Raw genomic sequence first — 25662 nt, forward strand, 5'->3', positions numbered from 1 at the left:
ACACGGCAAGCTGCCGACAGGCCAGCAGGGCCGCCGCCGACGATAAGAACATCAAATTCCATCGATTCGCGTTCCACGTTGGTCTCCTCACACATCTTGATGAATATTATATGCCCGAAAGCTTTAATTTCTTGAGCGCCATCATACCTTTTAAACGGCTACCAGACGACTACTCATAGCCTAATACTCTGATTTTATATATTCGGAGGATAGCGCATTTGAAGAATCAAACAAACGATTGTTTGAATTTCGCCCAGAGCTTTGGCATGGTAGATTTGTACTGTGATTGGTTGGGCCAAGCCGGTTTTTTCGGCGTATAATCGTTGCTGACAGTCAGTGCAGTGCATGCTGATTGGCCCGGAGAGCAGGTGTGTGGCGTCTTATTGGACTATTGACCCATTTTATCTTTGCCTTCAGTATTAGTTCGCCGTGACGGACGGCCCCTTGTAGAGGCCGCTGTTTGTAACGTTCGGTCCGTATACCCGTAACCGGGTTCCTGCGCCGACACGAAGCAATCAAGAATGCTCTGTAACCCGCCCAGCCCGGGCCTGTCTTAGAGTGTTTTTGATTGAGAGTCATTAACCCATCGTAGAAGAACGAGGAATCTATGAAGGTTCTGGTCGCTGTAAAACGAGTAATCGACTACAACGTAAAGGTACGCGTTAAGCCGGACAACACTGGTGTTGACCTTGCTAACGTTAAAATGGCAATGAACCCGTTTTGCGAAATCGCTGTTGAAGAGGCGGTTCGTCTTAAAGAAAAGGGTGTTGCGAGCGAAATCGTAGTGGTTTCCATTGGTCCAAAGGCCTGCCAGGAGCAAATTCGTACTGCTCTGGCGCTGGGTGCTGACCGTGGTATCCACGTTGAAACTGATGAGGAAGTTCAGTCTCTTGAAGCGGCCAAGTTGCTTAAAGCCGTTGTTGAAAAAGAAGAGCCGAAGCTTGTCGTTCTTGGTAAACAGTCCATTGATACTGATAACAACCAGACCGGCCAGATGCTTGCTGCACTGACTGGCATGGGGCAAGGCACCTTTGCTTCTGAAGTGGTTGTTGAAGGCGATAAAGTGAACGTTACCCGTGAAGTAGACGGTGGTCTTATGACCGTTTCCCTGAACTTGCCAGCGGTAGTAACCACAGATTTACGCCTGAACGAGCCGCGCTATGCGTCTCTGCCAAATATCATGAAAGCCAAAAAGAAGCCGCTCGATGCTATGAGCCCAGCTGATCTTGGTGTTGATCTTGCGCCACGCCTGTCAACCTTGAAGGTTGAAGCACCGGCTGGTCGTCAGGCAGGTGTTAAAGTGGAAGACGTTGCCGAGCTGGTCGATAAACTGAAGAACGAAGCGAAGGTGATCTAAATGAGCATCCTTGTTATTGCTGAACACGACAACAGCAGCCTTAAGCAGGCTACTCTCAGCGTTGTAGCCGCTGCCAAGGCCATGGGTAGCGATATTGATGTGTTGGTTGCCGGTGAAAACTGTGGTGCCGTTGCAGAAGCTGCAGCAAAGGCTGACGGTGTTGCAAAAGTACTGGTTGCCGACAACGCGATTTATGGCCATTTCCTGGGCGAAAACCTCGGTAATCTGGTTGCCGAGCTAGGTAAGGACTATAGCCACATCGTGGCTGCTGCCGGCACAACAGGTAAAGACTTCATGCCGCGCGTCGCAGCACTTCTGGACGTTGCTCAGGTATCTGACATCGTGCGCGTTGAGTCTGAAGACACCTTTGTTCGTCCGATTTACGCCGGTAACGCTATTGCAACGGTAAAATCCAGCGACAGCATCAAAGTTATAACCGTTCGTCCAACAGGTTTTGACCCGGTTGCTGCGGAAGGTGGCTCTGCCTCGGTTGAACAGCTCGATCTGGTAAAAGACGCGGGTCTTTCTGCGTTTGTTAGTGAGAAGAAAGCTGAATCTGATCGTCCTGATCTGGCCAGTGCCGGTATTGTTATTTCCGGTGGCCGTGGCATGCAGAATGGCGAAAACTTCAAAATGCTTGAGCAGGTTGCTGACCTACTTGGCGCCGGTATGGGTGCTTCCCGTGCAGCTGTCGACGCCGGTTTTGTGCCGAACGACATGCAGGTAGGTCAAACCGGTAAAATTGTTGCTCCGCAGCTTTACGTAGCGGTTGGTATTTCCGGTGCCATTCAGCACCTGGCCGGTATGTCTGATTCCAAAGTGATCGTTGCGATCAACAAGGATGAAGAAGCGCCGATTTTCCAGGTTGCCGATTACGGCCTGGTAGCGGATCTGTTTGAAGCAGTGCCGCAACTTGAGGAAGAGCTGAAGAAGGTTCTGTAACTTTCTCTCAGACTTCAAAAAAGACACCTTCGGGTGTCTTTTTTGTTTCAGGGTCATAAACTATGAATCTATAATCGTAACCAGCCTCCTACTGCGGACATACCTCCATGACGATCAGCCCGTTTGAAGCTCTTGCTTGTCCACTCGACAGTTCCGCGCTACAAAAAAATGGCAATAGCTGGCAATGCAGTGCTGGTCATAGTTTTGATATTGCCCGCCAAGGCTATATTCACCTGTTGCCCGTGCAGAACAAGCGCTCCAGGGATCCGGGCGATAATAAAGAGATGGTCGCAGCACGCCGTGACTTTCTATGCGGCGGATTCTACCAGCCTATTGCAGACGCACTCAGCCAGGCTGTATTCCCTGAGGGTTTTAATGAGTCGGCCATGAATTGTCTGGATGCGGGATGTGGAGATGGCTATTACCTGCGCCATCTCGCTGATCGTGCGCCAAAAGCGACTAACCTTGCCCTGGTGGGGCTGGATATATCCAAGTGGGCGGTATTATCTGCCGCCAAACAGGATAAAAAACCATCCTGGATTGTAGGAAGTAATGCCAACCTGCCCATACTGCCGGGAACACTGGATCGAATACTGTGTCTGTTTGGTTTTCCCGTGTACCCGGAATTTGCTCGGGTGCTAAAGCCTGGTGGCGAGGTTGTCCAGATAGATGCCGGAAAAAACCACCTGAAAGAATTGCGCGAAATTATCTATCCGGAATTAAAAGAACCTAAACAAGGGCAGGACGTCGCGCCCAAAGGATTCACAAACCTGGAAACGTCTGCTGTTTGCTATACCCTGAACCTGCCTGATAAAGGCGCCATCGATAATTTACTGGCCATGACCCCGCACCTATACAGGGCCAGCTCAGAAGGCTTGGCCCGCGTAGCGGCGCTTGAATCCCTTAGCGTGACGGTAGAAGCAACTATTAAGCGTATCAAAAAAGACTAGTTGGCCCTCCTGGCTACAGATCCTTTTTCGGCGGGTGTTCAGGCGTGTCTTTTCTCAATATCACCTTTTTTTCTGCCTTGGTGATAAACAATGTGTCTGCCAATATGTGAATCGCTTTATTGGTAGTGCGTACAGTGTGATAGACCTGTTTGCTGGCTTTATCGTGGGATTTTCGAGCGTTGCGGGCGCTTTGCCGGAATTCATCATCCTTCGAAAAACGATCAACAAGACTAAACGTAGTATCAGAAATAGCCCTGTGCATTTTCTCCACCGCACTGGCGCTGCCAGAGACAGTGTCTTCAAGTAGCTTGGCGCGGTTTCGCACCTCATAAAGATCCATGCGGCGCGCCTGAACAGCACTGTTGGCGATAATATGGTGCGAATTCAGCATTCGCATGAGCCTTCTACAGCGCTGCAACTGGCCAAATGCGTATAGCAGGCTGCCGAATGCAATGACTAGCAAGAGAGTTGTCAGGACAGTTTGAATAATCACGGTGCGACCCTTTTAGCGATACTCAATGTGCATCTCTACATCAATTTCCCGTTCTGCAAGCTCTTCTTTTAACTCTTTCATGACGCTCTGGTAGACCATTTTACGCACCATCACCGGGAGTTTGTCTGCCATCACTCTGGCAGAGCGGGATTCCCGTTTTGCGACAGCAATTGGATGAAGGATCTTCAGCGTAAGAAGCATGTCCGGTTCCTTCTCGAGGCTGGCTGTGGTGTCCTGTTCCACGACCTGGGCCATCATTTGCGCAATGATCTTACGCTGCTCCAACACTTGCCAGCACAAAAAAACGCTAAAAATAGCCAGAAGCAGGCTAAAAAACAGCAGGAAAATGATCAATGGATATCTCCGAAATTCATCTAATCAGTATTCAGCAGTGTGCCTTACCGCGCAGGTTGTGCGATTGGCCCAGACGACGGGCAGGCTGGTGTCACTGTGAGGTTAGAGCACAGGCTTAAAACTGCTAACATAAGTTTTTTGACTAAAGGATAACAATGACTAACTCAACAGAAACTGCATATGACCTGATTATTTTCGGGGCCACGAGCTTCGTTGGCCAGATACTCACACGTTATGTGTTTGAATCCTACGGTTTGACGGGTGAGGTAAAGTGGGCGATTGCCGGTCGCTCAGAATCCAAACTCAATTCGCTGAAGTCTGACCTGGGGTCTACCGCAAGTGAATTGCCGGTAATCATTGCGGATGCCACAGATGATCAGGCCTTAACAGCAATGTGCGAACAAACCGGTACCGTTATTTCTACGGTGGGCCCTTACGCGTTGTATGGTGAGCCACTTGTAAAAGCCTGTGTTACAACCGGCACCGACTACTGTGATTTGACCGGTGAAGTTCAGTGGATCGGGCGTATGGTGGAGCGGTATGAAGAGCAGGCCAAAGCCTCTGGTGCGCGCATTGTGCATTGCTGCGGATTCGATTCTATTCCATCAGACATGGGCGTTTGGTACCTGCAGCAACAGGCAGAAAAAACCTTCGGTGAGGTTTGCCAAGACGTGCGCATGCGTGTGAAGGTTGCCAAAGGCGGTCTTTCTGGTGGCACAGTTGCCTCAATGATTAACATAGCCAAAGAGGCAGCAGCCGACCCCAAGCTGCGAAAATCCATGGCCAATCCCTTCTCGATCTGCCCGCCGGAACACCGTTCAAAAGTGCGCCAGCCTAGCCTGAAGGGCGCGGAATTCGACAGAACATTCAACGTGTGGTTAGCACCGTTTGTGATGGGCGCCATTAACACTCGGGTGGTGCACCGCTCCAACGCGATGCAAGACGCTCGTTATGGCCAGGAATTCACATACGATGAAGCGATGATGGCCGGTAGTGGTACCAAAGGGCGCCTCACAGCCTATGGTATTACGGCAGCCCTGGCTGGTTTCTTTACCGCATCTGCCATCAAGCCGACGCGTTGGCTGGTTGAAAAGTTTGTACCTCAGCCAGGAGAGGGCCCAGCGCCAGACGCTCAAAAGGCAGGGTTCTATGATCTGCGCTTTGTGGGGCGTACACAAAACGGCAAAACCATGATCACAAAAGTGACTGGCGATGCCGATCCAGGCTACGGGTCGACCAGCAAAATGTTGGGTGAAGCAGGCATGTGCCTGGCATTTGATGTGCCAACAAATCACCCGGGCGGCTTCTGGACGCCGGCGTCTGTGCTTAACGGCAAACTGCTGGAGCGCCTGACCAGCAAAGCCGGCCTGACGTTCGAGGTGGTCGAAACCCGCTAAAACGTTATTCAGGTTTCAAGTTGAATCACACGGTCGGTGCTCGTAAGGGCATCTGGCCCGTGTGCCAGGCTAATCACCGTTTTGCCCTCCAGCCAGGTATCCAGCCGATGGCTAATCCTCTGTCGTGTATCGGCATCCACGCCGGTAAAGGGTTCATCCAGTATTATTAAAGGCGCGGGGCTTAAAAGTACCCGGGCAAGGGCAACACGCCGAGCTTCGCCACCGGATAGTCGGCTACCTGAGCTTCCCAGCCAGGTATTTAGCGGATCCGGCTCTGAATCGAATCGGTCAGCCAGTTCTACCAGCTCCAAAACACGCCATAGCTCGGCCTCTTTAGCACCGGGGGATCCCAGCAACAGGTTTGCTCTCAGAGTATCTTCAAACAATACTGTGGACTGGGTAAGGTAAGCACATGAAAGGCTTGTGCAGGTGCCACTCGCAGGCTCCAGCAGCCCTGAAAATGCATCTGCCAGAGACGATTTTCCACTTCCGGACCGGCCCAGAATACCCACTCGCTCACCGGTGTTTACCTGCAAACTAAAGTGCATCAACAGCGGTGCGTGCAGGGGGTATTTTACGGTTAAGTTCTCAGCTACCAGGGCAGTGTTTGCTGGTAGGTTGGCCACCCGTGAACCCACTTCAGGGGCGCTGCCCTGGCAGTCACGGTTAAGGCGTGTTGCAGAGGCCTGAGTCGCCCCCAGCTTGCCGAAAGCATCGGCTAGCACGCTGTATGCTTCTGCCAGCCCAAGCAGGGCTATTGGCAGTAGAACCAGAATGGGTCCGGAAATAGCTTCACTTCGGAACAACTCAAAGCCGGCCCAGAGCGCAAATACGGCAGACAGGTTGATCAATAGGTGAGAGATGGCTTGGTGCCAGCCAATACGAGAATCCGTTTGTACGTGTTTCGATGATATCTGCTGTGCCTGGCGCATTAGCCATGCGCCGTGTTTGCCCGCGCGATCGGCTGCGGTGAGCTCCGCAAAGCCTTCCAGGTGTTCGATCACCAACGTACGCAGGGATTCCTGCCGATCGTTTTGCCGGAATGCGATTTTCACCGTGCGTGCATAGGTCGCGAGGGTTGCGAGCAAAAAGGCAGCCCCGAGTATCACCGCTAAGCCGGCTGCGATCTGTAGGTTGAAAATCAATGCCGTAAGCACACACACCAGTAACGTCACGAAAGCCGCCAGTGCAGCCGGTGCAATCAGGCGAAGATACAAAGTATCCAGCGCATCCACATCACTGGTCAGCCGTGAAAGCCACTGAGCGCCCGTCAGTTCATGTCTTTGACCCCGGCCGGCAGACGCCAGGCTGCGAAACAGCGCCACGCGAATATCTGTGAGCAACCGCAATACTGTATCGTGGTTGTACAGCCGCTCGACATAACGGGAAACAGTACGCGACACCGCAAAAAAACGGATGCCGCCGCCGGGCACATACAGATTAATAGTGGCCGGTAAGCTGGCTGCCAGAAGCACACCCACCAGTGCTGTCTCGGTAATAAACCAGCCAGAGAGTGCAAGCAAGCCAAGCCCGGACAACAGGGCTGCCAGCATCAGCAAGGCACCAATCAAAAGCCGCCCCGGGCGGGCGCAGATAAGCTTTAGCCAGGGTGTCAGCTCAGACATCCTTCACCTCCCCATCCGAAACCCGCAATACCCGGTTCGCAAGAGCCAGAAGAGCCTGATGATGAGTGGAAAAGACCAGTGTCTTGCCCGCCAAAGAAAGCTTGTGCATGGCTTCCAGAACAAAGATTTCGCTGTCAGTGTCCAGGCCGGCCGTGGGCTCGTCCAGCAGGATCAGGTCGTAATCTGCAACGAAAGTTCTGGCTAAACTCAGTCGCCTGGCCTGACCGCCGGACAATCCCTGGCCATCCTCGGAAACCTTGCTGAAAATGCCGCTTTCCCGGCTATCCAGCAGTGGCCCAAGGCCAACATTCCGCAACGCGGTGTCGATTGCAATATCGGAGGCTTCCGGGCTGGTCAGCCGTAGATTGTCTGCCCAGGTGCCCTGCACAAGAAATCCGCTTTGGCCCAGCCAGCCGAAAGCAAAGCTGCCGGCAGGCTCGCCAAACAGGTTTATGTCGCCACTGTCTGGCGCTAAAAAGCCCGCCAGAAGGTGCAATAACGTAGATTTCCCGCCACCAGTAGGGCCGGTCAGGGCAATAGCATCACCCCTATTTAAGGTAAGAGAAACATTATTGAGTATCTGGTGGCCTTGCCGGAATGCCAGCGATACGTCTCTCAGCTCAATGGCATCATTGTTTGCGACTGACCCACGTATTTGCGCCTCATCAGAACAATGTTCCACCACAACGCTGGCCGAATCAGTACTTTCAAGCCGGGCCAGAATCTCTGCGCCTGCACCCAGTGCCGCTGCGCGATCATGGTAGTGTTGGGAAAGCGTGCGCAGGGGCTGAAAGAACTCAGGCGCAAGCAGCAGGATCAACAAGCCCGAAAAAAGCGTTAGCTCGGAAGATGGCCCGTAACTTATGTAGCCCAGAAGTCCGAAACCGATATATATGGCGATCACGGCTATTGCCACGGATGCGAAAAACTCCAGCACCGCCGATGATAAAAATGCAACGCGGAGAGTCTTCAGGGTAATCCTGCGATACTGATCCGATCGTTGCTGTAGTAAATCAGCCGCACTGCTGGTCTGACCGAACAGTTGTAGCGTCGTTAATCCTCGAACCTTATCGAGGAACTGGCCTGACAAGCGGCTGATTATTTCAAAGTGTTGCTGGTTCAGTTTCTCCGCACCCATACCCACAAGGGCCATAAAAAGTGGGATTAATGGCGCCGAAAGAACCAGGAATATGCCCGCAAGCCAGTCCAGGTAGAGCACAAACACCAGAATAATCAATGGAACCAAAAGCGACAGGGTTATCTGGGGAACGAAGCGGGCGAAGTACCCGTGCAGCGCGTCTACGTGGTCAATCCATTCCCGCGCCAGACTGCCCGCAGAGCTTTGCCTCAAGACCAGAGGGCCGCTGTGGCGCCAGTGCTGATGAATTTGCCGCCGGACCTTACGGCGCACTTGTTCGCTGCACTTTGCTGCCAGGTGAGATTGAACTCCCTGAGCCATGGCCCGGAAGACCATAGCCAGAATAAGCCCCAAAAATAGCGGCGCAAGCATCCGGGCGGGTGCTTGCTCAATCACACCAAGGTGAACAATGCGCGCCAGAAAAACCATCTGAACAATGGTCGCAACGCCAGCCAGGGTTCCAGCAGCAACGGTGCCGTGGAGCCAGCTACGGTTGCTGCTGGTAAGCCCTGAAAGCCAGCGCCTGACGGCGCGTGAGTCAGGTGCAGGCGCTCTCACTTAATGATAACCCTCGCCGGCTCGCACCTTGCCGCGGAATACCCAATAGGTCCAGGCTGTGTATACCAACACAAACGGAATCACTACCAGCAGGCCTAGCAACAGGAACAGCTGTGAGTTGTAGGCTGATGCTGCATCCCAAAGGGTGTAATCAGGTGGCACCAGGTATGGCCAACGGCTCACGATCAATCCCAGATAGGCCGTTATAAACAGTCCCATCGTCGCCACGAAAGGCATACCCTCAAAGCGATGACGAACAGAGCGGAAAATCTGGAACGCACACAATAGAGTCAGCGCAGGCAGCACCCAGATAATACTCAAGTTGCTGAACCAGCGGTCGCGAACCATATCGTCAATGAACGGAGTCCAAACGCTGATAATACCGAACACCACCAGCACCGTAGCTAGCAGGGGCAGGGAAATCCTGTAAGCCCACTCTTGCAGGCGACCTTCGGTTTTCATGATCAACCAGGTAGAGCCAAGTAGTGCGTAGCCGGCAAGCAGCCCCAGACCAGTCAACACGGTAAAGGGCGTAAGCCAATCCAGTGCACCGCCTACAAACACACCATTTGCGGTTTCGTACCCCTGAATGTAGGTGCCAACCACAATGCCCTGAGCGAATGCGGCCAGGGTAGACCCCCCGGCAAAGGCCCAGTTCCAAAGGTAGCGGGAGGTTCGTGCCTTAAACCGAAACTCGAACGCGATACCCCGAAATATCAGGCCAGACAACATCAGGAATACGCCAATATACAACGCCGGCAGCAGAATGCTGTAAACCAGCGGGAAAGCACCCAAAAGCCCCGCACCACCCAGCACCAGCCAGGTTTCGTTGCCATCCCACACCGGGGCAACCGAGTTCATCATGGTATCGCGATCTTCCTCCGAAGGGGCAAACGGGAACAGAATGCCCACCCCCAGATCGAAACCGTCCATCAGTACATACATGATGACGCCAAAACCGATGATAAATGCCCAAATTAACGTAAGATCAACCAATTCCATAATCAGTGGCCTCCCTGGTTGGCTGGCTTCTTATCGGGATCGTGGAACTCAAAGGAGGTATGCGCGGCAGACATGGGCCGTTTGGGACGATCCGCTTGACCTTCGGGTTCGTTATCACTGCTTTCCATACCTTCATACAGAACACGCAAGAGGTAATACACCCCTGCAGAGAACACCAGTGAGTAGACCACCACATAGCCAATCAGCGTGAACAGTGCCATGCCGCCTGTCAGTGAGGGCGTTACAGCTTCTGATTGAGTCATCATGCCGTACACCAGCCAGGGCGCGCGGCCCACTTCTGTGACAAACCAGCCAGCGGTTACCGCAATAAAAGGAGTAACACTCATAAAGCGCAGGCCCTGAAGAAACCAGCCTGTGCGCCAGAAGCGATTACCTCTACGAAGAATAAGCCCGGTAACCGCAAACAGAATCATCAAAAAGCCAAGGCCGACCATAATACGGAACGACCAGAATACAATGGCCACTGGTGGCTGCTCCTCCGGTGCGACTTCGTTCAAGCCGAGAATTTCACCGTCCATATCGTGGGTCAGAATCAGGCTGGCCAGGCTGGGTATACCCAGTTCAAAACGGTTAGTCTGGTTTTCCTGATCCGGAATGGCGAACAGCAACAGCGGTACGCTTTTGGAGGTTTCCCAATGGCCCTCCATTGCGGCCACCTTCATGGGCTGGTGCTCAAGGGTATTGAGCCCGTGAAAATCACCAACAACCGCTTGTGTAGGGGCAATAATAAGCAGCATCCAAAGACACATGGAAAGCGCCTTGCGGTTGACTTCAACCTCGCGGCCTTTCAGCAGATACCACGCACTGACGCCGGCCACTACGAAGCCACCGGTAAGAAAAGACGCAATAACCATATGGGCAAAGCGGTACTGGAATGACGGATTGAAAATAGCCTCGCTCCAGGAGGTTACATAGAACACGCCATCCCGCAATTCGGTACCCGCAGGCGTGTGCATCCAGCTATTCGCAGAGAGAATCCAGAACGAAGATATAAGGGTGCCGGTTGCGACCATGATCGCTGCAAACAGATGAACACCTGTAGGCACGCGATCCCGCCCAAACAGCAGCACCCCGAGGAACGCCGCCTCGAGGAAGAATGCCGTGATAACCTCGTAGCTAAGCATGGGGCCCAAAAAGTTGGCAGAGGCCTGGGCGAAGTTGCTCCAGTTGGTTCCGAACTGAAACGACATCACAATACCGGAGACCACACCCATCCCGAAAACGACCGCGAAAACCTTAGTCCAGAATGCCGAAAGTTTGATCCATACCGGATTTTTGGTTTTGTACGAAAGCCCTTCGAGGAGCGCTATAAATGAGGCAAGGCCGATGGTGAACACCGGAAAGATGGCGTGAAATGACACGACAAAAGCGAACTGCATTCGCGACAGGATAAGAGGGTCTAGATCCATGGGAAGCTCCCGGTAATGTTAACGTCACAATAAACCGACGCCTTGGGCGCCCGCTCAGCCACTGCCATAGCCTGTGTTGTTTCATTGTTATTACCGGCAAATGGAGAATACTACTGAGCATGGTAGCAAATCCAATAGAGTGGAACGCCACACCCATTGATAAAAAACAATTATGGTAAAAAGTATGAGCTTTTACGATGAACGAATATTGCCCCACATCATAGACCGTGCCTGCTCACTAGGCCAGGTTATGACATTACGCAACCAGGTTGTTCCGCTCGCTGAAGGCAAGGTGTTGGAAGTAGGCATGGGATCGGCTATTAATCTGGAATTCTATAACCCACAGACCGTCGAGGTGGTTTATGGTCTGGAGCCTTCTGAAGGTATGCGCCGTAAGGCACAGCCTAACCTGAAACGTTCACCGGTTCGAGTTGAATGGTTGGGGATGCCGGGGGAGAAAATCCCACTTGCAGATAGCAGTGTCGATACTGTGCTGCTCACATTTACTCTGTGCACCATTTCCGACGGGCACGCCGCGCTCCTGCAAATGAAGCGTGTACTGAAGCCCGGGGGTAAACTGCTGTTCCTGGAGCACGGCGAGTCAGCGCAAGAAAACACACGCAAGTGGCAGCACCGGGTGAACCCCGGCTGGAAAAAAATTGCGGGTGGCTGCAACCTTAACCGGCACATTGCAGACATGATCCGCTATGCCGGATTTGAGATTGAGGAACTGGAGAATTTCCACATCCCGAAGGCACCGAAAATAGCCGGCTACATATACAAAGGGATCGCCCGGAAGAGGTAGCCAGGCGGAGCCCACCGGCCGATTCGGCGAAACCCTGCCAATCTCGAAACTCGCAGCGTTTTGAATTGCGTTATGCTTTAAGGCCTTATACAATCTTCGGCCTTCAAACCTCCCCCGAATGCTCCGGTGGTGGAATAGGTAGACACAAGAGACTTAAAATCTCTCGATCCGTAGGATCGTGCCGGTTCGATTCCGGCCCGGAGCACCATTAAAGTCAGTATTTTTAAATTTACTCGCCCACGCCCGAAAATTCGCGTAGACCTAATGTGGAGGTTCAAGTTCGAGTGTTGTGCCGTCTGGTAAGATACTTTGTTCGTTCAGTGGACTGACTACAATCTTCGCTGTAGCCGCAGGTATGTAGACTCTCTGACTCGTAACTTTTCCATATAATGGCAAAAGCTATTGCGCTATGTAGAAGTTCAAAACGCTCTCAATTCCGTGCAACCTTTCAATTTGACATAAAGTCTCTTTAGTCGAGCGATGACTATTTAGCGTCCTGTTTAACAATGTTTTTTTGTTTCCTCACAAGTCGTAACACCCTCCTGATTCAATGCATGCAAAATATTAAGTACAGTCTATGATTCGCACTCGATTGCGGTTCATGGACTGTATTCCGAATATGCAGCGCCCTCGATCTTTTAGCGGGAAGCTAAAACACACAGCAGGAGTAGTAGATGTATACATGGACACGGCTTGGCTCGCTTAAATCCGCCCCCATTTTTATTGGATCGTTTTTATTGGCTGCGTGTGGCGGTGGAGGAGGGAGTTCATCCTCTGATGAAACGTCGGCTGAATTGCTACCAGGTGGCTACGCCACTGAGATTTCTTTCGCGGATGGAAGCTCAGCAGAGGCTGCTACGTTGCTTGCCCCATCAGGCGACTTCGTGGTTATGGTTGATTTCGATGATATAACCATTGGTAATCTTAAATCTCAAAGCAACGGTTCGATCTCAGGAAGTGGTACAGATTTCTACTTTGATGGCCTATGGCAAACGCAGAGAGGGACTATAACGGGTGAGGCGCTGTCAACAAGTAAGGCGACCATCAAAGCTAGCGCACCAGGGTACGAATCAAATTCGACGTTAGAAAGAGATGACCAGTACAGCGACCTTGGCATTGCACTATCCGAGTTGTCGGGAATTTATACAATGACGGTCCCCGGCGTGTATACGACATCAGTAACAATTTCAGTTGATGGTACGATTACTGGAAGTGACGAGACAGGCTGCGTATTTAACGGAAGCGTGGCCATCCCTGACGCTCGTTTTAATGTTTACGAAGTTTCATACAGTGCGGCCAATTGCTCTGACGCCCAACGTAACGGACAGTACTCGGGCTTGGGTGCTTACGATCCAGAATTGTCAGAAATTCAGTTCGCCGGCGCGAACGGTGAGGTTGGCGCTTTTTTTATCGGGTCTAAGTGACCCGACTAGAAGAAAATCCGCTTACACAAAGCTTTACACCCGTCATGAGCCAAACTCTCCTGAACTCACTGATACACTCCGCCTGGACATTTTCTTTCTCGCTACTTGTGGCGATTTACGCGATATGTATTTTTTAGTTACAAAAAAGTTAAGTTTTGTAACGTGGAAAAAGGGCCGATATGATATACTTTATGCGCATAGACGATTTCAAAGAGGTGTTGTAATGCTAAAGGTAGTAAATAAAACCCAAGCTGGGTTTTTAGTGGTATTTTCTGCGCTTGCACTTGGTGCGTGTGGCGGCGGCGGTGGCTCTGGCGGTTCAAGTGATGGGGGTAGTACCGTCACCAAGCTAAAGCCAGGCGTTTATGATATTGGCCGGAAATTTTCGAACGGAAAGACTAAGGAAGGCATCAGTCTCATTAGTCCGTCAGGTCAATTCGTCTCTGCTCTAGGTCGTGCTGCGTTTGGCCCTCTGGAGTACTCGGGCTCAGGCAAATTTTCAGGGCCAATCGTAGAGTACACATTGAACAACTCTTCAGAACCGCTCCGCGGGACAGTGTCCGGAGTTGTTAAGTCTTCGAGAAAAGCGGAGTTGACGGCATCAAAATCTGATTTGAGAGTAAGTGGCGCTCTTGGGCGAAAAGATAAAGTTAGCGACTTGGGGTTAACTCTTAACGAATTATCAGGAACTTACAATGGCGCCGACGATTCAGATAAAACATTATGGATTAACATAGATCCAGCAGGCGAAGTCACTGGCGGCGACAGAGGCTGTGTTTTCAATGGCAATGTCACCATACCCGATAAAACCGTCAATGTTTTTGAAATAACCTACAAAGCCGAGACGTGTGACGAAGTTTCCTCCATGGACACTTCTGCTAAAGAAAGGAATGGTGACTATTCCGGTCTGGGGGCATATATTCCGACTGAAGATGGCAAGAAAATGCTGTTTTACAGCCAGAATGGCACGGTGGCCTGGCGGTTCGAAAGTAAGAAGTCATAATCTCCAGCGCTTTCTGTAACTGGGGGGTTGTATTTTTCAGTTGCTCGTAACTTCAGAAAAGAGAGGCCTGACAAGCCTCTCCGAGCAATACAAATCTTCTCTCCAGCTATCAAAATATTTTCTTAGATAGCTGTTCACCTTCACATTTTTCGCACAACCCTGATCCGATCACGGCTGAATCCGATTAATATCCCCTGTAGGCACGGCAGGCTCGTCGATCATGATCACATAAACCCCACCTGCAATAATGGCGATGGCAACCAGTGCTTTGAGTATATTCGACTTGAACATTGGTTTCTCCTGCATTTGAGTGTATCTGTTCCAGTACAGAGCCTATGGGTACGGCACGGTTATAACAACCCGGCTGGCTGAGTTCTACAAAGGTCGCTTCGACAGCTCAGGTTTCCTGTTCGATACTGACTGCGTACAGTTACATGGCATTCCCCGAATGAGGTAGTTAATCATGGCCAGCTTGCTGACACGAGAAACCAACGAAGACGGCATTACCACACTCACCCTGAACCAGCCCGAGCGACGCAACAGCCTTTCCATGGGCATGCTGGAAGCCCTTTCCGAAGCTCTTCATGATCTTGCAGATCACGAGGCGACTCGCGTTGTGGTTATTGCCGCCGCCGGCAAGGTTTTTTGTGCCGGACACGATCTCAGGGAGATACGCGATCAGCTCGACAGCCATGAATTTCAGCTGGCCTTGTTTCAGCGGTGCAGTGAGGTTATGCAGCAGGTTGTGAACCTGCCAAAGCCAGTGATTGCGCGAGTGGCTGGTGTAGCGACAGCGGCGGGGTGCCAATTAGTGGCCAGTTGTGATTTGGCAGTGGCTGCAGATTCCGCGCGTTTTGCCACGCCCGGCGTAAATATTGGGTTGTTTTGTTCAACGCCCATGGTGGCGTTGTCCCGTAACCTGTCTCGCAAGCATGCGATGGAAATGCTGCTCACGGGCGAGATGATCAGCGCAGCTCGGGCAGAGCAACTTGGTCTGGTTAATCGGGTAGTGGATGAGTCGTTTCTGGATGAAGCCGTATACACCATGGCTGGTACGATTGCCGGTAAATCCGGGCACACCCTGAAGATAGGCAAGGGCGCTTTTTACCGGCAGGCGGAGATGCCTCTTGCGCAGGCTTATGACTATACTGCTGAGGTTATGGCAAGCAACCTGCAATCAGACGACGCGCGGGAGGGTATCTGTGCGTTTCTGGATAAGCGCCAGCCACAGTGGAAAGACAGCTAAGAGCCTTGGCAGTTCGTCTTGCCCAGGTTGAGGCGGTCTCCCACACTGATACCATTCGCCTCAAAAAAACCGGTGTTCATTTCTACGGCGGTTATAAACTCAACCCCGGCTGGGTAGCTGGGGCAGTTTGCACCACTGGATGATTCGCATGGCGCCATCTGGCGAATATTTCCGATTACGCCATTACCATCCAGATACGCAATATCCAAAGGAATGAAGGTTTGGTACATCCAAAAACCATGGCTCGGGCGTTGCTGTTTTTGGTACTGAAACAGCATGCCCGAGGTGGCGGCCAGGAACTCTCTACCCATTAAGCCTTTTCGGCGCTCATGCGGTGCTTGCGCCAGTTCAAGGCTGATATTGATTGTGCTGGCGTCTGTTACGAAACAACCCGCAATAACCGGCAAGCCGGCAGAAGGCTCTACCGCCCCTGAACCGGACGAGCAGCTTGCCAACATGCCAACAAAGCAGAGCAGGGCGCATTGGTTTCGCATCAGGGGCGTAGCCGGTAGCCAGTGCGAAATATCCACCAGATCCCCGCCATGCAAGCCGTGAGGAAGAGCAGGGTCATGCCCACGCTGACTCCTATATGCACGTCGGAGACGCCATAGAATGCCCATCGAAAGCCGCTGATCAGGTACACCACCGGGTTGAATAGACTGATGGTCTGCCAGATTTCCGGGAGCATATCGATGGAGTAGAAGGTGCCACCAAGAAAGGTCAGGGGGGTTACGATCATCAAGGGTACAATTTGAAGTTTTTCGAAGCCATCGGCCCATATTCCGATAATAAACCCGAACAGGCTGAAGGTAACGGCTGTTAGCACGAGGAAAGAGAGCATCCACAGTGGGTGCAGCACGCTGTAGTCTACAAACAGTCTGGCGGTGGCCAGTATAATCAGGCCGAGTATTGTCGATTTGGTGGCCGCAGCCCCTACATAACCCAGCACTACCTCAACATAGGAAACGGGCGCAGACAGCACCTCGTAGATCGTGCCTGAGAATTTTGGCATGTAAATACCAAATGAGGCATTGGATATGCTCTGCATAAGTAATGACAGCATTACCAGCCCGGGAATGATGTAAGCACCATACTCAATGTTGTCAATATTCCCCATGCGGGAGCCAATAGCCGATCCGAAAACAACGAAATACAGACAGGTAGAAATCACCGGGGAGAGCACACTTTGCATCAAGGTGCGCCTCATGCGGGACATTTCAAAGTTATAGATGGCTTTAACGCCGTAAAAATTCATGCCTTTCTCCAGTTAGCCCGCAGGCTTATTCATGCACCAGGCCAACAAAAATTTCTTCCAGAGAGCTTTCCCGGGTGCGTAGATCGCGGTAATCAATCCCGATATCGCCGAGGATTCGCAGCAATCTCGCCACACCCTTTTGCTCCTGCTTGGAATCGAAGGTGTATATCAGCTCATAGCCATCTTCTGAAAGCTCTACCGGCTCCAGAGTCAGTTCACCGGGTACCGTTTCGAGCGGGTTCTGAAGTTGAAGGCGGAGTTCTTTTTTGCCCAACTTGCTCATTAGCCGGCTTTTTTCTTCCACCAGAATTATCTCGCCCTGGCGGATAACCCCGATGCGATCGGCCATCTCCTCAGCTTCTTCGATGTAATGGGTCGTCAGAATAATGGTCACTTCGTTTTGCCGAAGTTTACGAACCATCTCCCACATGTCTCTGCGTAGCTCCACGTCTACACCAGCGGTGGGCTCATCGAGAAACAATATCCTTGGCTCGTGAGACAATGCCTTGGCAATCATCAATCGCCGCTTCATGCCGCCGGAAAGAGTCATAATGCGATTATTGCGTTTATCCCATAGCGACAAGTCTTTCAGTACTCTTTCTATGTGTGCAGGGTTGGGGGCTTTACCGAACAAACCACGGCTGAAAGACACTGCATCCCACACAGTTTCGAAGGAGTCAGTACTCAGCTCTTGCGGTACCAGGCCAATGGATTGCCGGGCTTTCCGGTAATCTTTCACAATGTCGTAGCCGCCGGCTTTAACCTCGCCGGAAGACATGTTGGCAAGCCCGCAAATGATGCTGATCATTGTGGTTTTACCTGCCCCATTGGGGCCAAGCAGGGCAAAAATTTCGCCCTTGTTTATGTCCAGGTTAATGTCTTTCAGGGCCTGAAAACCGCCCTCATATACCTTGTTGAGGTTTTTAACGGAAATATCCGGCTGCACGGGTGTGTCCTGTAACTGAAGATGGATCAGAATTGAAAGCGCAGCATTTTCTCATGTCTGGCGCCGGTTTAGAAATCCTTGCCTGAAAGTCATTAGTGTTCATAATGTTTCCCTGGTTTCAATAAGGGTTTCAATCGGGATTGGGTATGGTACGAATAATTGTGGTGGTGGGTTTCATTTTGGCCCTGATAACTGCGGCCATGCTTGGCTTCCGCTGGCTGCAACTTGGCGACGATCACCTTGCAGGTACAGACAAGCCTGATTGCGATCTGTTGGCAGGGCCGTGTGAGTGGGACACCAAAGCCGGGCATTGGCAGGTAGACCTGACCGTTCTGGACAACCATGAACTTGATGCCGAGTACCAGCTTACGGTTCACTCGCCCATACAACCAGAGCGCTTCCTGGGCGTTTTGCGGGGCGAATCCATGTATATGGGGGAATACCCAATACCACTCCGGCAAGATGGGGAGGGAAAATACTCTGCCTTTTTCAACGCGCCTCTTTGCACCACTGGCTCGGAGATGGTTTGGCGCGTAGATCTGCAAGAAGGGCAGCAGCCGCTTGCTGAACCAGCCCCGTTGAAGTTGGTGTTTCAGGCTGAGATGCATTAAAACCTGACAGGAGGGGTTTTTGCCATCAGCATCCCTGCTGACAAAATCGCAAAAAAGTGTAAAATTGCGCCTGAATCCGGGTTAACTGCAGAGAAAATCGTGATGGAATACGGTGAAAGTGTTCAAAAAGTACTGGTGCGGAAGATTCGCAAAGCGGAGCAGGATTTAACGCAGCTGAAGCTAGACTATTGTCGTTTTGTTTTCGGTCTTGCTCCTCGGACCAGGGTGGAGCGGGATGGTGCCAGCTATTTGGTTCTCTCGGTGGATGTTGATTCCATGGAGCCTACAGACAATGACGCGTTCACCCGCCCGGCGATTTCTGGAGTGCCGACAAACAAGCCAGACCAGACAGAACCGGTTCAGCTGGGGAAAAATTGGGTATTGGCGCAACCTGGAAAAAATTAAGACCTGTTAAATCAGGGCATTTGCGGTAATGGCGCCATAAAGGCTGCTTGCTGGCTGCACATATTGATGGCTGTACCAATGCTCTGCGCCTTCTAGCCCAGCGCGAAAGCAGGCTAACAATACTCCACACGAGGTGAGCGTTGCGATGGTCTGCACGGCTTCAACCTGTGGAATTCCCGTTTTTCGATTAGCAATTTGTGCTACCAAGCCTGCAAGTGCATCGCTGTGCCGCTCTGATTGCCAGCATAAAGCGCAAGCTGCCCCGTACAACCAAGCTGCAGCGTAAGCCCGAACTGGTCCCGGTGCCTGGCTAAGCTCTAACCCGCTGATTCGACAATCCCGCTCCTGAAGCCCCGCGAGAATGTGCAGGTGAGACAACAACTCTGTACGATCCGTGGAAGTTGGGCCTTTCTGCTTTCTCAGTGCCGGTTTCTCCGTATGTGTTTCCAGCCCTGATTGGTGTCTGCTGTCGGCCAGTAAAGGCTCGGAGCGCGACAGCATCAACATTCGCCACGCCAGGGCCGCAAGCAAAACCAGCAGCCCGGCTTGGGTGAACGCAACAAATCCATTGACCATGAGTAAAGCCGCCTTAACATTACAAAATATGTCAACAGTGTAACGGATTGTATCTCCCGATTGCCGCAAGCTCTTCGCTAAAACGCCTCTAAACTCACCCTAATGGTAGAATCTGTGATCAACATCGCAGAGGATAATGAGCGCGTGATGGATTTAATGTCCTTAAAAGGAACCCGATGACCATTATTCTGGTACTTCATACGCTATTGGTTATTACTTTCACCATTCGGATTTTGCTCCGCGATGACCTGTCGCCCCCAGGGCGGCTGGCCTGGTTTATTGTTCTGAATCTTTTACCTTACTTTGGTAGCGCCATTTACTTCCTGTTCGGTGAAATAGACTTGGGCAACCGTGCAGACAAGCGCCACAAAGAAATATTTGAGGAAATTCGCGCCAAAGCATCCTGGTTTATGGGGGAGGCGGCCAGCACCGAGGAGCTCATAGCTCCGGTGTACCGTCCCGGGTTTCGTTATGCCGGATCTATTAATGGGTTTCACCCTTCAGAGGGCAACAGGGCCGAATTAATGGCCGATGGCGACGAAACCCTGGATCGTATGGTGGCAGACATAGACGCGGCCGCAGACCACGTGCATGTGCTGTATTACATCTGGCTGGAAGACCATACTGGCCACGCGATTGCCGAGGCATTAATACGCGCAGCTCAAAGAGGCGTTACCTGCCGGGCCATGGCCGACGGGCTTGGCTCCCGAGCAATGATTAACTCCGCGCTTTGGCAACGGATGAAAACCGCGGGGGTGCAGCTTGCTGTGGCATTATCACTGAAACACCCCATTCACACGCTGCTCACCAGCCGACTGGATCTTCGGAACCATCGCAAAATTACCGTGATTGATTCACGGATCACCTATTGCGGCAGCCGTAATTCGGCAGACCCGGAGTTTCTTGTGAAAGCCAAGTACGGGCCCTGGGTGGATATTATGCTCCGGTTTACCGGGCCGGTTGTGGTTCAAAACCAACTACTGTTTGCCAGCGACTGGATGCACGCCACGAATCAAACCCTTGACTGTATCGCTCTGGCTTCACAGCCAGCAGACGGGGGCTTCCCGGCGCAGGTGATGGGTGTTGGGCCAACTGAGCGCCACGGAGCCACGCCTCAGCTATTTGCCAATCTCTTGGCTTGTGCGCAAACCGAGCTCACGCTATCTACACCTTATTTTGTTCCCGACGCGACGGTTCTCGAAGCCCTGTGCGCGGCTGCTCATAGAGGCGTGTCGGTGTCGCTGATTTTTCCAAAAGTGAATGATAGCTGGATTGTCGCGGCTGCGAGTCGTAGCTATTATCATCGGTTGCTCGATGCTGGCTGCATTATTTATGAATTCAAAGGTGGGCTCCTTCATGCTAAGACCCTCACCATTGATGGCAAAATCAGCCTGGTTGGTTCTTCAAATCTGGATTTACGCAGCTTTGACCTGAACTACGAAAACAACATTCTTCTGCAAGATGAAGCCACCACTAAAGCCGTCTCGGAACGACAACAGAGCTACATTAACCGCTCTGAAGTGGTCGCATTACCAGCGGTTCTCGCCTGGTACTACCACAAACGAATCTGGCACAACGTTATCGCAACCATTGGCCCTGTTTTATAAACAAATGGTGCGTTCAGTAGATTGGAAATAAACTATGCATAAAGGATTCTTCAGGGCCAGTGCTGTTTTAGGCCTGTACCTCATGGCGGGCAACAGCTTTGCCAGCCTTCCGGAAAGCCGTATGTCGGTAAAAGATATGCCGGCCGGAACCGTTGGTCTTGGGGCCTCAGTACGCGGGGGCACCAGTCCTTATGTTGGTGTGAGCAATCTGGCCAGCCAAGGTGCTGGCAATACCGTGGATCTGCTACCTCTGTACTTGTATGAAGGCGAGTGGCTGTTTGCACACGGCACATCGGCAGGCGTTCATGTGGTTAAAAATGACTGGCTGAAGGTAGATGTTCTCGCCAAGTACCGGTTCAACCGGCTTGAACCCGAGGCGAACGACTATTTCGACGGTATGCGTGACCGTAACCAGACAGTGGATGGTGGTCTTTCTTTCACTATAGACGGTGACTGGGGCGCTTTTTCGACCACCTGGGTGAATGACATCCTGGGGCACCACAATGGCTACGAGTGGGATTTTACCTACAAGTACGCCTGGGAGTCGGGCCGGTGGTTTGTATCGCCATTCATCAGCTACGTATACCAGGATCAAGACCTGACAAACTACTATTACGGTGTCAGGGCGAACGAGGCATTGCCGAACCGCCCATTTTACCAGCCCGGCTCTGCCAGTTTCTGGCGTGGCGGTGTAAACGCCTCCTATCAGGTAACGTCACGCTTGATGGTTTTTTCGAACATAGCTTCCCAACATGTAGACAGTGGCATTTTTAACAGCCCGTTGGTGAGCGATTCCCAGCAGAGCGCTGCATCCCTGGGGTTTGCGTACTTTTTTGGCAATGCTCTGGATGATTCGACTAAACAAGCGGATTCAGAACGGTCTGGCGAGTGGTCCTGGCGCGTGAACACAGGTTATCAGGCCGAAGGCCCTTTCACGAGAACGCTTACAGGTACCCTGACGCGCAGCAAAGATGTGCATGCCTATATGGCCGGTTTAACCCTTGGCAAGTTGATTTCCGACGGTAAATACGTCGACTACTGGGGCAGGGTGTCATTTAACCGGCGCCTGGAGAATGGAAATCAGAGCGATTTTGGCGAGTATAATGCCTATGTGATGGCCATGACCACGGGCCACTCGCCCTGGACCCGGGAAGAATGGATTCGTGCAGGTATCGGGTTCGGCTTTTCATACGCAACAAAGATACCCTATGTGGAGCAGGCTAAGCAGGCAAAGCGAGAGGAGAACACCTCACATTTTCTTAACTACCTTGAGGGGCAATTTGATGTGCCACTTCGGCTGATGACGGATAACAAGGCGGTTCAAAACTGCTATGTGGGCATCTCATTACTACACCGTTCGGGTATTTTTGCCAAATCGGACATTTTGAGTAATGTGTCAGGCGGCTCTGATATGGTCACCGGGCACCTGGAGTGCAAACGATAGCTGGCAGAAAAAGGCCAGCCGCCAGCCTTCAGCAGGTTGGCATGGTTTGCAGAGCGAGTTTACGACGGATATAGCGCCCGAGAGTGTCCACTCCTATATTGAGTAGGGCGGTTATCAGTATCAGTATCATGGCACGGTCAAACCGTATGTTCTGAATGGCGCTGTCGACATAGAACCCGAGCGTGTAAATACCCAGAATCCCCAAAATAGCAGTCTCCCGCATAATGATTTCCCAGCGGTAAAACAAAAAGGCCAAAAAGGAACGGTACACCCGGGGCACCAATTCCCAGCTGTACCGGTTAAACCCGGATGGGGCGTCGGCACGGAGGTTGATAGAGTTGGTTTGCCGCCCTATAAGGTGCCCTATAATGCCGCCGTTGTGCAGCGCCAGTGCAACAACGGCTGGCAACATTGAAGGCCCCCAGAGTTGAAGCAGAATATAGGCCAGAATGTACTCTGGTGTAGAGCGGGCGATAACCAGAACCACATGGCCCGCATTGCGTCGCAAAGGCCCACCAAAGTGGTTTGATATCAACGGAAATGCCAATAACGACAGAATACCGGAGGCTACGAGGGCGATTTGGGTTAGCACAATGGTGTTCCAGATGCCGGGCACGGCCTGGTTGATCATAAGGTCATTCAGCCAGGGGGTAAGCCCGGCCAAACCCTCCCCGTTGCGCAGTGGCGCTGGCACTATGTCTTCTGTAAAGAACCGTTGCACATTCCCCCACACAATCGGCAGGCCTTCCCCGAGAAAGAAGGGCGCTCCAAGCACATACACGGGTAGAAGCTTTGGCCTTACCCATAGAGGCATGGTGGCAATCAGTACGTAAAACAGAATCAGCATTGCGCCGGCGTCGGAATACAGGCCTTGAGAAAATGAAGCCTCCAGATAAAAACCAAGCGTAGGCAGACCTACGAAGCCTAAAATTGCACTGGAACGGAGGCCGCATTCCAGTCGATACGCTGTGTAGGTGCGTATTTTCACCCAACAATCCGGAATGCGGGCATAGAGAAAGGCGGTGATATTTCCGGTTCCTGGTGGCAAAACCCTGCCTGGCTCCGGGTCTGCTTCCTCCAGTATTTCTGAGTATACCTTGGCGAAAATCCCGGCATAGGGTATGGCGATGGCCAGCACCCCTGTGAGCGGGTGGAAGCCGAAAAACTGCAAAAAGATCAACGCCCAGAAAAGCTCGTGAATGGCGCGGATAAACGCACAAAAAATCCGCACCGGCAGTGACCGGTAAACCAAAGCCAGCAGGAAGCCTGCAATACTGCCAAGTGCCACACCAACAAACGCGAAGGCGACGGTTCTTAGCAGTGCAGTCATCAGCCCTTCGCTACTGAAAAAATCTGGAGTAACGATGCCGAGGAAAAAATTGCCCAAATCCTGCCAGGGGTTGGATGCGGTGATCGCAATATCCGCAAACAGTAACCCTGCCAAGGCGATGGCAAAGAAAATAAGACTGGTACGAACCATAGGAGAAGAGAACATCAAGCCAGCCCCGTTAACTAGTAAAGAGACATGATGTCTGAAGCTGTAAGGTTCTCGCTGAGCTGGTCCAGGGCAACCTGGCCATCTTGTATGCCAACGATTCTGGTGCAATAGCGCAGGGCCAGGTCCACATCGTGCAGTGCAATAATGCTGGTTGAAAAACGGTCCCGAAGGTGTGTCATCACTGAGTTAGCCATTGGTCCGTCGAGCGCAGAAACCGGTTCGTCGGCTAGCAGTACAGTCGCGCTTCGGTATAGCGCCCGAGCAATAGCGACTCGCTGCCGCTGCCCACCAGAAAGCGACGCCGCAGGTGTCCAGAGTTTTTCGGTCATACCGAGTGAATTCAAAAGCGAATGCACTTCACTTCGGTCTTTCGAGAACGGGCGGGCGAGCGTTACCGTATTGTACCAGGTGGGGTGTTTGTCCAGTTGGCCCATGAACACATTGTGGAAAACAGACAGGGCGTTAACCAACCCTAAATCCTGAGGTATCAGGGATGAATCCCGGTTTACCCGCTCATGAATCAAGCGAATAAGCGTGGATTTGCCTGCTCCACTTTTGCCCACGAGGGCCACTTTGTCGCCCGCGTTAACACGCAGCGACAGCGGGCCAATAACCCGCTTGCCACTGAATGAAGCCGTGAGGCCAGAAAGATCGAGGTCTGCCATTAATCGAGTATTCCGATCTCTTCTGCTGTTTTACGGATGGGCTCATAGTCGTCGTTGGACGCAGGAATAAAGCCGGAACGTGGAAAACTCTCCAAAAGCTCGGGATTGTCGAGGTTCAATAGCGCTTCGGTCACACGCTCCTTAAAGCCTTCACCGAACCGCTCGTCGACATCGCCACGGATAGTCCACTGATAATCCGGGTAAGTAGGGGTCTTCCAGATAACCTGCACCGCATCGGTATCAATGTTTTCGTCACCCAGCTCTTTTTCCCAAACCTTGAAGTTGAGCGCGCCTACATCGTAAGTGCCGGCCTCTACCAGGCGAAGCGTGCGGGTGTGGTTGCCGCTAAAACCAACTCGTGAGAAAACATCTTCGGGTTTGGCATCGAATGTGTCGCGCACATAGAACTCGGGCATAAGGCGGCCAGAGGTTGAGCCTTTGGAACCGAAAGTGAATGTTTTACCCTGCAACTGGTCTTTCAAATCGGAAAGCTCATCGGCAGGTTCAATGTTGGTGTTGGCGTTTGCAATGAAATAAGTCTGAAAGGCTTTGTCTTCAACACCCTGTGCAATTGCTTCAGAACCAGACACCAACCGGCGGGCTTGAACGCCGGAAAGGCCGCCGAACCACGCTAGTTGAACCTGATTGTTGCGAAAGGCTGAAATGGCAGCCGCGTACGACTTCACCGGTATATAGCGTACTTCTACATCCAGCTGTTCCGACAAATAATCGGCAACACCTCGAAAACGCTCCACAAGTTTGGTTTCGTCTTCATCCGGAATTGCTGTAAATACAAATGTTTCTGCGGATGCCGCAGCAGTGGTGAAGCAAAACAAGCTAGAAAGCATCAACTTCCGTATAAGATTCAAAGCCATTTGAAATCCTTGATCGGTTATCTGGTTAATGGAGCAGAACTCCTGTATCTGCGAGG

Annotated in this window: 27 protein-coding genes and 1 tRNA gene; 13 read left to right on the top strand and 15 right to left on the bottom strand. The window is 51.9% G+C overall.

The genetic code is table 11. The annotated features are described in order from the left end of the window. A partial coding sequence (locus ACTHYN_RS06765; RefSeq protein ID WP_441811759.1) for a hypothetical protein occupies window positions 1–77 on the bottom strand: 77 nt, incomplete at its 3' end. 530 nt (window positions 78–607) lie between these two features. On the opposite strand from ACTHYN_RS06765, the gene ACTHYN_RS06770 reads away from it, so the two are divergent. The 3 genes from ACTHYN_RS06770 to ACTHYN_RS06780 all read left to right on the top strand — a co-directional run bounded on the left by ACTHYN_RS06770 (window position 608) and on the right by ACTHYN_RS06780 (window position 3249). Then, window positions 608–1357 (top strand): electron transfer flavoprotein subunit beta/FixA family protein, encoded by a 750-nt coding sequence (locus ACTHYN_RS06770; protein WP_441811711.1) that lies wholly within the window; start codon window positions 608–610, stop codon window positions 1355–1357. Further along, the gene (locus ACTHYN_RS06775; protein WP_441811712.1) at window positions 1358–2299 is read left to right on the top strand and encodes an electron transfer flavoprotein subunit alpha/FixB family protein; all 942 of its coding nucleotides are present in this window, start codon (window positions 1358–1360) and stop codon (window positions 2297–2299) included. It abuts the gene before it with no gap. A gap of 107 nt (window positions 2300–2406) precedes the next feature. Beyond that, window positions 2407–3249 carry a putative RNA methyltransferase gene (locus ACTHYN_RS06780; protein WP_441811713.1) on the top strand — a complete coding sequence of 281 codons (843 nt, stop codon included), beginning with the start codon at window positions 2407–2409 and terminating at the stop codon, window positions 3247–3249. Window positions 3250–3262: 13 nt separating this feature from the next. On the opposite strand, the gene ACTHYN_RS06785 is transcribed toward ACTHYN_RS06780, so the two are convergent. Continuing rightward, a complete protein-coding gene (locus tag ACTHYN_RS06785) occupies window positions 3263–3640 on the bottom strand; it encodes a hypothetical protein (RefSeq protein WP_441811714.1) in 378 nt (125 codons plus the stop codon). 114 nt (window positions 3641–3754) lie between these two features. Continuing rightward, window positions 3755–4096: a hypothetical protein gene (locus ACTHYN_RS06790; protein WP_441811715.1), complete on the bottom strand. Its 342-nt coding sequence runs from the start codon at window positions 4094–4096 to the stop codon at window positions 3755–3757. Between the two features lie 155 nt (window positions 4097–4251). On the opposite strand from ACTHYN_RS06790, the gene ACTHYN_RS06795 reads away from it, so the two are divergent. Beyond that, window positions 4252–5493: a saccharopine dehydrogenase family protein gene (locus ACTHYN_RS06795; RefSeq protein WP_441811716.1), complete on the top strand. Its 1242-nt coding sequence runs from the start codon at window positions 4252–4254 to the stop codon at window positions 5491–5493. Between the two features lie 8 nt (window positions 5494–5501). Here ACTHYN_RS06795 and cydC read toward each other — a convergent pair whose 3' ends face one another. Genes cydC through ACTHYN_RS06815 form a run of 4 tightly spaced genes read right to left on the bottom strand, consistent with a single transcriptional unit; the run spans window position 5502 to window position 11246 of the window. Continuing rightward, window positions 5502–7118 (bottom strand): thiol reductant ABC exporter subunit CydC, encoded by a 1617-nt coding sequence (cydC, locus tag ACTHYN_RS06800; protein WP_441811717.1) that lies wholly within the window; start codon window positions 7116–7118, stop codon window positions 5502–5504. Beyond that, window positions 7111–8814 carry a thiol reductant ABC exporter subunit CydD gene (gene cydD / locus ACTHYN_RS06805; protein WP_441811718.1) on the bottom strand — a complete coding sequence of 568 codons (1704 nt, stop codon included), beginning with the start codon at window positions 8812–8814 and terminating at the stop codon, window positions 7111–7113. The genes cydC and cydD overlap by 8 nt, the downstream gene beginning before the upstream one ends. Then, window positions 8815–9816, bottom strand: a complete 1002-nt coding sequence (cydB, locus tag ACTHYN_RS06810; RefSeq protein ID WP_441811719.1) for a cytochrome d ubiquinol oxidase subunit II — start codon at window positions 9814–9816, stop codon at window positions 8815–8817. A 2-nt stretch (window positions 9817–9818) separates the two neighbouring features. After that, entirely contained in the window at window positions 9819–11246 is a 1428-nt protein-coding gene (locus ACTHYN_RS06815; protein ID WP_441811720.1) for a cytochrome ubiquinol oxidase subunit I, read from the bottom strand. A 184-nt stretch (window positions 11247–11430) separates the two neighbouring features. Between ACTHYN_RS06815 and ACTHYN_RS06820 the strand changes: the two genes are divergently transcribed. The 4 genes from ACTHYN_RS06820 to ACTHYN_RS06835 all read left to right on the top strand — a co-directional run bounded on the left by ACTHYN_RS06820 (window position 11431) and on the right by ACTHYN_RS06835 (window position 14478). After that, window positions 11431–12051 carry a class I SAM-dependent methyltransferase gene (locus ACTHYN_RS06820; RefSeq protein WP_441811721.1) on the top strand — a complete coding sequence of 207 codons (621 nt, stop codon included), beginning with the start codon at window positions 11431–11433 and terminating at the stop codon, window positions 12049–12051. Window positions 12052–12171: 120 nt separating this feature from the next. Next, a tRNA-Leu gene (locus ACTHYN_RS06825) sits at window positions 12172–12259 on the top strand. A 466-nt stretch (window positions 12260–12725) separates the two neighbouring features. After that, window positions 12726–13475 carry a hypothetical protein gene (locus tag ACTHYN_RS06830; RefSeq protein ID WP_441811722.1) on the top strand — a complete coding sequence of 250 codons (750 nt, stop codon included), beginning with the start codon at window positions 12726–12728 and terminating at the stop codon, window positions 13473–13475. Continuing rightward, window positions 13441–14478, top strand: coding sequence for a hypothetical protein (locus tag ACTHYN_RS06835; protein WP_441811723.1), 1038 nt, complete (start codon window positions 13441–13443; stop codon window positions 14476–14478). The genes ACTHYN_RS06830 and ACTHYN_RS06835 overlap by 35 nt, the downstream gene beginning before the upstream one ends. Window positions 14479–14646: 168 nt before the next feature. On the opposite strand, the gene ACTHYN_RS06840 is transcribed toward ACTHYN_RS06835, so the two are convergent. Then, on the bottom strand, window positions 14647–14769 hold the full coding sequence (locus ACTHYN_RS06840) for a hypothetical protein (RefSeq protein WP_441811724.1): 123 nt from the start codon (window positions 14767–14769) through the stop codon (window positions 14647–14649). Window positions 14770–14941: 172 nt separating this feature from the next. Between ACTHYN_RS06840 and ACTHYN_RS06845 the strand changes: the two genes are divergently transcribed. Further along, the gene (locus tag ACTHYN_RS06845) at window positions 14942–15724 is read left to right on the top strand and encodes an enoyl-CoA hydratase (RefSeq protein ID WP_441811725.1); all 783 of its coding nucleotides are present in this window, start codon (window positions 14942–14944) and stop codon (window positions 15722–15724) included. Here ACTHYN_RS06845 and ACTHYN_RS06850 read toward each other — a convergent pair. From ACTHYN_RS06850 to ACTHYN_RS06860, 3 genes are read right to left on the bottom strand one after another with little or no spacing between them, the layout of a single operon-like run. Beyond that, on the bottom strand, window positions 15721–16218 hold the full coding sequence (locus ACTHYN_RS06850) for a DUF192 domain-containing protein (RefSeq protein ID WP_441811726.1): 498 nt from the start codon (window positions 16216–16218) through the stop codon (window positions 15721–15723). The two genes, ACTHYN_RS06845 and ACTHYN_RS06850, sit on opposite strands and share 4 nt — an antisense overlap. Further along, complete coding sequence (locus ACTHYN_RS06855) at window positions 16218–16979, bottom strand: ABC transporter permease (protein ID WP_441811727.1); 762 nt, start codon at window positions 16977–16979, stop codon at window positions 16218–16220. Before ACTHYN_RS06855 ends, ACTHYN_RS06850 begins: the two co-directional genes overlap by 1 nt. 25 nt (window positions 16980–17004) lie before the next feature. Further along, window positions 17005–17925 carry an ABC transporter ATP-binding protein gene (locus tag ACTHYN_RS06860; protein WP_441811728.1) on the bottom strand — a complete coding sequence of 307 codons (921 nt, stop codon included), beginning with the start codon at window positions 17923–17925 and terminating at the stop codon, window positions 17005–17007. 146 nt (window positions 17926–18071) lie between these two features. Here ACTHYN_RS06860 and ACTHYN_RS06865 point away from each other — a divergent pair, with 146 nt between their 5' ends. Continuing rightward, the gene (locus ACTHYN_RS06865) at window positions 18072–18536 is read left to right on the top strand and encodes a hypothetical protein (RefSeq protein ID WP_441811729.1); all 465 of its coding nucleotides are present in this window, start codon (window positions 18072–18074) and stop codon (window positions 18534–18536) included. Window positions 18537–18638: 102 nt separating this feature from the next. Next, the gene (locus ACTHYN_RS06870) at window positions 18639–18941 is read left to right on the top strand and encodes a hypothetical protein (protein ID WP_441811760.1); all 303 of its coding nucleotides are present in this window, start codon (window positions 18639–18641) and stop codon (window positions 18939–18941) included. A gap of 6 nt (window positions 18942–18947) precedes the next feature. Here the strand turns inward: ACTHYN_RS06870 and ACTHYN_RS06875 are convergent, their stop codons facing one another. Then, complete coding sequence (locus ACTHYN_RS06875; RefSeq protein WP_441811730.1) at window positions 18948–19517, bottom strand: hypothetical protein; 570 nt, start codon at window positions 19515–19517, stop codon at window positions 18948–18950. A gap of 176 nt (window positions 19518–19693) precedes the next feature. Between ACTHYN_RS06875 and cls the strand changes: the two genes are divergently transcribed. Then, entirely contained in the window at window positions 19694–21124 is a 1431-nt protein-coding gene (gene cls, locus ACTHYN_RS06880) for a cardiolipin synthase (RefSeq protein WP_441811731.1), read from the top strand. A 34-nt stretch (window positions 21125–21158) separates the two neighbouring features. After that, entirely contained in the window at window positions 21159–22568 is a 1410-nt protein-coding gene (locus ACTHYN_RS06885) for a MipA/OmpV family protein (RefSeq protein ID WP_441811732.1), read from the top strand. Window positions 22569–22596: 28 nt separating this feature from the next. Here the strand turns inward: ACTHYN_RS06885 and ACTHYN_RS06890 are convergent, their stop codons facing one another. The 3 genes from ACTHYN_RS06890 to ACTHYN_RS06900 are packed head-to-tail and all read right to left on the bottom strand — an operon-like array spanning window position 22597 to window position 25606. Beyond that, window positions 22597–24063 carry a PhnE/PtxC family ABC transporter permease gene (locus ACTHYN_RS06890; RefSeq protein ID WP_441811733.1) on the bottom strand — a complete coding sequence of 489 codons (1467 nt, stop codon included), beginning with the start codon at window positions 24061–24063 and terminating at the stop codon, window positions 22597–22599. Between the two features lie 17 nt (window positions 24064–24080). Next, window positions 24081–24731, bottom strand: coding sequence for a phosphonate ABC transporter ATP-binding protein (locus ACTHYN_RS06895; RefSeq protein ID WP_441811734.1), 651 nt, complete (start codon window positions 24729–24731; stop codon window positions 24081–24083). After that, the gene (locus ACTHYN_RS06900) at window positions 24731–25606 is read right to left on the bottom strand and encodes a putative selenate ABC transporter substrate-binding protein (protein WP_441811735.1); all 876 of its coding nucleotides are present in this window, start codon (window positions 25604–25606) and stop codon (window positions 24731–24733) included. The genes ACTHYN_RS06895 and ACTHYN_RS06900 overlap by 1 nt, the downstream gene beginning before the upstream one ends. Window positions 25607–25662 lie beyond the last annotated feature (56 nt).

Source organism: Marinobacter sp., from assembly GCF_052091845.1.
GTDB lineage: Bacteria > Pseudomonadota > Gammaproteobacteria > Pseudomonadales > Oleiphilaceae > Marinobacter.